Annotated in this window: 5 protein-coding genes; all 5 read left to right on the forward strand. The window is 64.6% G+C overall.

Annotated features, from left to right (window positions below; genetic code table 11):
* Positions 1–201: 201 nt before the first annotated feature.
* The 5 genes from ACIQUS_RS20475 (at position 202) to ACIQUS_RS20495 (ending at position 7,639) form a co-directional block, all read left to right on the forward strand.
* Positions 202–2,625: a LuxR C-terminal-related transcriptional regulator gene (locus ACIQUS_RS20475; RefSeq protein ID WP_403050564.1), complete on the forward strand. Its 2,424-nt coding sequence runs from the start codon at positions 202–204 to the stop codon at positions 2,623–2,625.
* A 121-nt stretch (positions 2,626–2,746) separates the two neighbouring features.
* Positions 2,747–4,099 carry a coniferyl aldehyde dehydrogenase gene (locus ACIQUS_RS20480; protein WP_403050567.1) on the forward strand — a complete coding sequence of 451 codons (1,353 nt, stop codon included), beginning with the start codon at positions 2,747–2,749 and terminating at the stop codon, positions 4,097–4,099.
* 31 nt (positions 4,100–4,130) lie between these two features.
* Positions 4,131–5,216 (forward strand): Zn-dependent alcohol dehydrogenase, encoded by a 1,086-nt coding sequence (locus tag ACIQUS_RS20485; RefSeq protein WP_403050570.1) that lies wholly within the window; start codon positions 4,131–4,133, stop codon positions 5,214–5,216.
* A 75-nt stretch (positions 5,217–5,291) separates the two neighbouring features.
* Entirely contained in the window at positions 5,292–6,485 is a 1,194-nt protein-coding gene (locus ACIQUS_RS20490; protein WP_403050573.1) for an acyl-CoA dehydrogenase family protein, read from the forward strand.
* 11 nt (positions 6,486–6,496) lie between these two features.
* Positions 6,497–7,639, forward strand: a complete 1,143-nt coding sequence (locus tag ACIQUS_RS20495) for an acyl-CoA dehydrogenase family protein (protein ID WP_403050576.1) — start codon at positions 6,497–6,499, stop codon at positions 7,637–7,639.
* Positions 7,640–8,031 lie beyond the last annotated feature (392 nt).

Below are 8,031 nucleotides of genomic sequence, written 5' to 3' on the forward strand. Positions count from 1 at the left end.
GGGATTGCTGCCGCGTTGCGGCAGATCGCGGGACCCGCCCGCTCCCACAGTACACACCCTAGAGTGGTCCTGGTTCCCTCCTGCGCGCCACCCGCCACCTGATGCGGGTGGCGCGCAGCTTCCCTCGCCGACCGATCATTGAAGTGCCCCGTGGCGACCCGCGCGGGGGGCGACTCGCCAAAAGCCATTGCGAGGTACTTCATGCACGGTTTCGGTCCCACTCCCGTCGCTGCTCGTAGCCAGGCCGCACGTCTGCCCAGGCTTCCTGCGTCGTACCTGTCACGTCCGCGCCTGCTGCAGGCCCTTGCCACCGGGCAGCCACGCCTGCGTCTGCTGTGCGCACCGGCCGGCTTCGGCAAGACGGCGTTGCTCTGCGAATTCCTCCAGCAGGTGCCCTGCGACCAGCGCATCGTCTGGCTGAGCCTGGCCGGCAGCCGGCAGACCGCCGGCGGCTTGCGCACGGCGCTGGCCCTGGAACTGGGGCTGGCGCCGGATATCGACGCACAAGCGCTGCTGCAGCGACTCGACGCCAGTGTGACGTCACTGTGGCTGGTGTTCGACGACCTGCCCCATGACCTTGGCGATGAACTCAACGAATGGATCGAGCAACTGCTGGCCCTGCCGGGCGGCAGGGTGCAATTGCTGGTGACCTGCCGTCGCCGTCCCGACTGGAATCTGCCGCGCCTAAGGCTTGCGGGCGAGCAGCTGGAGCTCGGCGCCGCAGACCTGGCGTTCCAGCGCGGCGAATTCGAGGCATTGGTCGCGCTGCTCAACCCCCAGGCCGACCCCAGGACATTGGAGGCCATCTGGCAGGACGCCGGCAGCTGGTGCACGGGCATCCGCCTGTTGCTGGATGCGTCCACCCAGGGGGGCACCCTGCAATCCCCGTTGTTGCAGGAATATCTCAAGCATGAGGTGCTGTCGCGCCTGACGCCTGCGCACTGCCAAATGCTGTATGGCCTGGCCTGTTTGCCCAGGGTCAGCGAACAGCTCTGTGACGAGCTGTGGGAAGGCGAGGAGGGCGCAGCGGTGTTTCGTCGCTTGCTGCAAAGCCAGGCGTTCCTGATGCCGGTCCAGGGGCATGCGAACTGGTATCGCCTGTTGCCGGCGGTGGCCCGGGCACTTCAAGGCCGGCTCGGCGAGCGGGCTACCAATCACCTGCGCCTGCAGTACTGCCGGCTGATGAGCGCCAGTGGTCACTTCGATGTCGCCATCGAGCAGGCGCTGCTGGCCGAACGACCGGAAGTGGCGGTCAGTTACATGCAGCGCTTGCGCCTGAGCTGGCTGATCAGCGACCGCAACCTGAACCGCTTCATGGTCTGGCGTGAGCGCTTGCCGGCCAGCCTGCTCGACAGCAGCCCGCGGCTGATCTTCCTGTGTACCAGGGCGCTGATGTTCAGGGGCCGGCTGGATGAGGCCGACGGCTGCCTGCGGCAGATCGGACGCTTCCTGCCGCACGCCGACCCTGCGTTCAACCGCAGGTTGCTGGCCAACTGGGAGGCCCTGCATGGCACGGTCCAGGCCATGCGTGGCAAAGGCGAGGCGGCTCGCCTGCATTGCCGGGCGGCGCTGGCGGAACTGACGCCCCAGGACTGGCTGAGCACGTTGCTTTGCCATTCGACGCTGGCGCGGGTGCAGCTGATTGCCGGCGATCTGTCCGACGCGCAGCACCTGTTGGAGGAGGGCGTGCAACTGGCCCGGCGCCAGGGCAGCCAGGACGGAGAAGTGCTGCTCAACACGGACCGCTTCCGCTTGATGAGCCTGCGCGGCGAACTGCAACTGGCCGAGGCGCTGCTGTGCGAAGACGTGCAGCGGCTGCAGGAACACACAGTGACGGACAACCCCTTGCTGGGCCGCCTGCTGTTCCTGCGTGGTGAATTGCTGTTGGCCCAGGATCGTCTGGATGAAGCTGAACAGGCGTTGCAGGAGGGCATGTTCCAGGTGCAGGACAGTTGTGCGCCGTTCGTGATGTCCGGCTACGTGCTGCAGATCGAGATCGCCGTACGCCGGGGCCGGCTGGAACAGGCCCAGGTACTGCTCCACGCCGCGGAACGACGCATGCACTGTGGGAATGTCGATGGCAGTTGCTACCTCGGCGCGATCGAGCTGCTGAAAATGCGCATCTTCGCAGGCCAGGGTGCCTGGACGCAGGTGCTCGCCATCGCCCGTGGGCTGGAGGAGCACTTGCAAGGTCCGCGGCCGAGCTTGCCGCCCTTGCACCTGCCTACCCTGGCGCAACGCAACCAACTGTTGCAGGCGCAGGCTGAATTCGCCACGGGGGACAGCGCGCTGGCCGTGTGCCGGTTGCGCACGTTGCTGCAACAGTGCGAGCGGGTCGGGTGGCGCCGGCTGGGCGAGGAAGCGCAGGCGCTGCTGGCGACCTGCGAGCACCACCCTGCCAGCCCTACCTATAGCGTGCCGTCCTACCAGGATGCGCTGACGCCGCGGGAGATCTCGGTGCTCAAGCTGCTGGCCGATGGCATGTCGATCCGCGAGGTCGGCGACAGCCTGTTCATTTCGGTCAACACGGTCAAATCCCACGCCAAGAACATCAACATCAAGCTCGGCGCGGTACGTCGCACCCAGGCCATCAGTTGTGCCAAGGCCATGGGCATCCTTGCCTGAGGGCATTGCCTCCATCGACCACCCGTGCCGGGTGGCGCCGACGAGCAGGTGATGCTCAACCATGTGCGCCTGCCCACTGAAACCCAAATCGGCGGTGGGTCAACAACAACAAGAGGTGATGATGAGCACTTTTGACAGCCCGAGCGCCAAGGACATTCGCGCCATCCTCGACAAACAGCGCGCGGCCAGCCTGGCCAACGGCCCTTACAGCGCCGAGCAGCGCTGCAACCTGATCGACCGCGCCATCGGCCTGCTGGTCGAACATGAGCAGGAAATCGTCGATGCCCTGACCGCCGACTTCGGCCACCGCAGCCCGATGTTCTCGCGAGCCACTGAAGTGCTCTCGCCGCTGGCCACGCTCAAGCAGACGAAGGCCGACCTGGTCGAGTGGATGAAACCCCAGTCCCGGGCCACGGCGATCGGCGAGGCATGGGTGCAGTACCAGCCGCTGGGCGTGGTCGGCATCGTCACCGCCTGGAACGTACCGGGTGCCCTGTTCTTCAAAGGCCTGGCCGGGGCCCTGGCCGCCGGTAACCGCGTGATGATCAAGCCCTCCGAATACACCCCGCATACCAGCGCGTTGTTCGCCCGCCTGATCAGCGCGGTCTACGAGGAAGAGGAGGTGGCCGTGATCACCGGCGATGCACAGGTGGGCCAGGCCTTCTGTGCCCAGCCGTTCGATCACCTGCTGTTCACCGGTGCCACGGCTGTCGGCAAGCACGTGCTGCGCGCCGCCGCCGAAAACCTGGTGCCGGTGACCCTCGAACTGGGCGGCAAGTCGCCCGTGATCGTGTCGCGCAGTGCCGACTTCGAGTCGGCGGTGGCCAAGATCGTCGTCGGCAAGCTGTACAACGCCGGCCAGCTGTGCGTGGCGCCGGATTATGTGTTCGTGCCGCAAGAGTCCGTGGCCGCGTTCAGCGCGATCGCCAAGGCAGTGGTGGCGCGCTGCTTGCCGACGCTGATGAACAACCCCGATTACACCTCGGTGATCAACCAGCGCCATTACGAGCGCCTGCTGGATTACCTGAGCGAAGCGCGCCTGGCGGGTGTCGAGCTGGTGGAGCTGAACCCGGCCAACGAAGACTTCCGCCGCACCGAGCAGCGCAAGGTGGCGCCGACCCTGCTGATCGACCCCGCGGAGCACCTGCAGGTCATGCAGGAGGAAATCTTCGGCCCGCTGCTGGTCATCAAGCCGTACCGCCAGCTGAACGAAACCATCGCCTACATCAATGCACGCCCACGTCCCCTGGCGCTGTACTACTTCGGCAACGACGTCGCCGAGGAGGCCCACGTGCTGTCGCGTACCTGCTCCGGTGGTGTCACGGTCAACGAGGTGATGCAGCACGCAGGCATTCACAACCTGCCGTTCGGCGGTGTCGGGGCCAGCGGCATGGGCGCCTACAGCGGCATCGATGGTTTCCGCAATTTCAGCCACGCCAAGGGCATCTTCCGCGCGCCGGTAAAAACGGCTTGAGTCCAACCGTAACTCCCAAGGGAAACATTCCATGAAAGCAGCTGTATTCCATCAAGTGGGTTCACCGCTGGTCATCGAAGAAGTCGGTATCGCCAAGCCTGGCCCACGTGAAGTCCTGATCCGCACCATGGCCGTAGGTGTGTGCCATTCCGACCTGCACGTGATCGAGGGTGCCTACCCGACACCGGCGCCACTGGTGCTGGGTCATGAAGCGGCCGGTATCGTCGAGCAGGTGGGCTCGGAAGTGCGCTCGGTCAAGCCGGGCGACCACGTGGTGACCTGCCTGACCGTGTTCTGTGGCTGCTGTGCCCACTGCGTGACCGGCCACCTGGCCCGCTGCGTATCGCCGCAGACCAAGCGCGGCGCGGATGAAGAGTCGCGCCTGACCTACGTGCAGAAGCCGATGCCGCAGTTCCTCAACCTTTCAGGTTTCGCCGAGCAGATGCTGGTGCATGAAAACGCCTGCGTCTCGATCGACCGCGACATGCCGCTGGACCGCGCGGCGTTGCTTGGCTGCGCCGTCACCACCGGCACCGGTGCGGTATTCAACACCGCCAAGGTGCGCCCGGGCGAAACCGTGGCGGTGATCGGCTGTGGCGGTATCGGCCTTGCCGCCATCAACGGCGCCGCGCTGGCGGGAGCAGGGCGGATCATCGCCATCGACATGCTCGACGGCAAGCTTGAACTGGCCAGGCAATTTGGCGCGACCGATGTGGTCAACGCCAAGGACGGCGATGTCGTCAAGCGCGTGCTGGAGCTCACCCGCGGCGGCGTGCAGCATGCCTTCGAGTGCATCGGTCTGACGCAGACCGCCCAGCAGGCCTTCGCCATGCTGGCGCGCGGCGGCACCGCGACGATCATCGGGATGATCAAGCCGGGCTTGAAAATCGAAATCGACCCGATGCAATTGCTGCATGAGCGCAAACTGCAAGGCTCGATCATGGGTTCCAACCGTTTCCCGGTCGACATTCCAAGCCTGGTGGACTTCTACATGCAGGGCCGGCTCAAGCTCGACGAAATGATCGCCCAGCGCATCAGGCTCGACCAGATCAACGAAGCGTTCGACGAGCTGCGCCGGGGTGAACTGGCCCGTTCGGTGATCGTCTTCGATCAGTGATCGGCCCGGCACCCTTGCCAAAAACGACCGGCGTCGGCATGGCCGACGCCTTACACCTGTGTGTGGAGTGGTTTGATGGAAATTCAATTCACAACCGATGAGCTCGCCTTCCGCGAGGAAGTGCGGGCTTTCCTGCAAGACAAATTGCCAGCCAGGTTCTCCCGGCGGATCAAGCAGGGCAAGCGCCTGAACAAGGAAGACCAGGTCGAGTGGATGCGCATCCTCAACGATCGGGGCTGGTTGGCTCCCGAATGGCCGATCGAGCACGGCGGCACGGGCTGGAGCGCCGTGCAGAAGCACATTTTCGAGGAAGAGACCATGGCCGCCGGCGCCCCGCGGGTGGTCGCCTTCGGTACCAAGATGGTCGCTCCGGTACTGATCAAGTTTGGCAGCCAAGCCCAGAAAGCGCGTTTCCTGCCACGCATTCTTGCCAGCGAAGACTGGTGGTGCCAGGGGTATTCGGAGCCGGGCGCCGGTTCCGACCTGGCCGCGGTGAAAACCCGGGCGATCCGTGAGGGCGACCATTACGTGGTGAACGGCCAGAAGATCTGGACCACCCTGGCCCACTACGCCGACTGGATGTTCTGCCTGGTACGCACCAATCCCGAGGCACAGCAGCAACGCGGCATCTCGTTCCTGCTGATCGACATGAAGACCCCGGGCATCACCGTGCGGCCGATCATCACCCTGGACGGCGAGCACGAAGTCAACGAGGTGTTCTTCGACAATGTACGGGTGCCGGTGGAGAACCTGGTCGGCGAGGAAAACCAGGGCTGGACCTGCGCCAAGTACCTGCTGACCCACGAGCGCACCAGCATCGGTGGTATCGCCCAGAACAAGGCCATGCTCACCCACCTCAAGCAGGTTGCCAGCCGGGAAGTGCGCAATGGCAAGCCGCTGATCGAGGACCCGCTGTTCCGCGCGCAGGTCGCCGAAGTGGAAATGCAGCTGATGGCCGCCGACATGAGCAACCTGCGTACCTTGGCGGCCGCCCGTGATGGTGGCGTACCGGGGGCGGAGAGTTCGATCCTGAAGATCAAGGGCACCGAGTTGCGCCAGGCCATCGCCTACCTGACCAGCAAGGCCGTGGGGCCGTATGCGCTGCCGTTCCTCGAGGACGAACTGGGCTATGGCGACGAGGCGCTGCTTTATACCGACTACAGCACCGCTGCCACCTATCAGTACCTGAACACCCGTAAAGCCTCCATTTACGGCGGCTCCAACGAAATCCAGAAAAACATCATCGCCAAGATGATTCTCGAACTGTAAGGGCGCCGACCATGGACTTCAAACTGACTGAAGAGCAGCAGATGCTGCAAGAGACGGCGGCGCGCCTGGTGCGTGACGCCTATGGTTTCGAGCGTCGCGAGCAGTTTCGCCAGGGCGACAGCGGTTTCAGCCCGGCATTCTGGCAGCAGCTGGCCGAACTGGGCCTGACCTCGGTGCCCTTTGCCGAGCAATACGGCGGCTATGCCGGCAGCGGCGTGGAAACCCTGCTGATCATGACCGAGCTGGGCCGAGGCCTGTGCCTGGAGCCGTACCTGCCTTCGGTGATCCACGCCGGTGGGCTGATCCAGCAGTTGGGCAGCGATGCGCAAAAGCAGACGCTGTTGCCGCAAGTGGCCAACGGCCAGTTGCAACTGGCCGTGGCGCTGGAGGAAGCGCAGAGCCACTACCAGCTGCATGACGTGAAGACCCGTGCCGAAGCCGTCGAAGGTGGCTGGACGCTCAATGGTCGCAAGTCGGTGGTGATCGCCGGACAGTCTGCCGACCTGATCCTGGTATCGGCGCGGGTCAGCGGCCAGCAGGACGACGAAGCCGGCATCAGCCTGTTCCTTGTCGACCCGAACGGCGAGGGCGTGCGTCGCCGTACGTTCCCGACCATGGATGGGCGCACGGCCTGCGAGATTTACCTGGAAAATGCATTGGTCAGCAGCGCCGCGTTGCTGGGGGCAGAGGGCCAGGCATTGCCGGCCCTGCGTTATCAGCAAGGCCGCGCCATCGCCGCCCAGTGCGCCGAAGCGGTGGGCAGCATGGAGGCCGCCTGTGCTTTGACCCTGGACTACCTGAAAACCCGCAAGCAGTTCGGTCAGGTCATCGGCAAGTTCCAGGCGTTGCAACATCGTATGGTGGATATGCGCATCGAGCTCGACCAGGCCACGTCGATGGCCATGCTGGCCGCCTGCATGGCCGACCAGCCCGACAGCGTGGAACGCAGCCGGGCGCTGGCCGCGGCCAAGTTCATCGTGGTGCGGGCGGCGCGCTTTATCGCCGACCAGGGCATCCAGTTGCACGGTGGTATTGGCCTGACTTGGGAATACATGCTCTCGCACCATGCCAAGCACCTGCTCATGATCGCCCGCCAGTTCGGTGACGACGATCATCACCTGCAGGCCTTCTCGGCGTTGCTTGAGGTCGCCTGAACCCTTGCAGATGGTGTGAAAACACCCCGCCATGGCGATGAACAAACGCCCCGACTGGCTCGGGGCGTTTGCTTTTTCAGTGTCCAGGCTATCCACGACCTTTGTTCTTTACGGATTGTCGGGGGAAGAGGGGCAGGGTTGGGCTGTGAAGGCTGTTGGCTTATCCATTTGATGCAGCGACGCTGCCGGCCCCTTCCGCCCTTACGGCGGCCTACTTTTTTCTTGGAAAAAGTAGGCAAAACCGCCTGCTCCTGCATCCGGCCCTACGCTTCGCTTCGGGTCCCTTCGCTCCGGCGCCTTCCGGGGCCACGCGGCCTACGACTTGCTTCGCCAAGTCTACGGCTCGCGCTCTTCGGCTACGCCGAAGGTGCTACGCACCGGCCCCTACAGAC

This window comes from Pseudomonas sp. NPDC090755 (assembly GCF_044769005.1).
In the GTDB taxonomy this organism is placed as follows: Bacteria; Pseudomonadota; Gammaproteobacteria; order Pseudomonadales; family Pseudomonadaceae; genus Aquipseudomonas.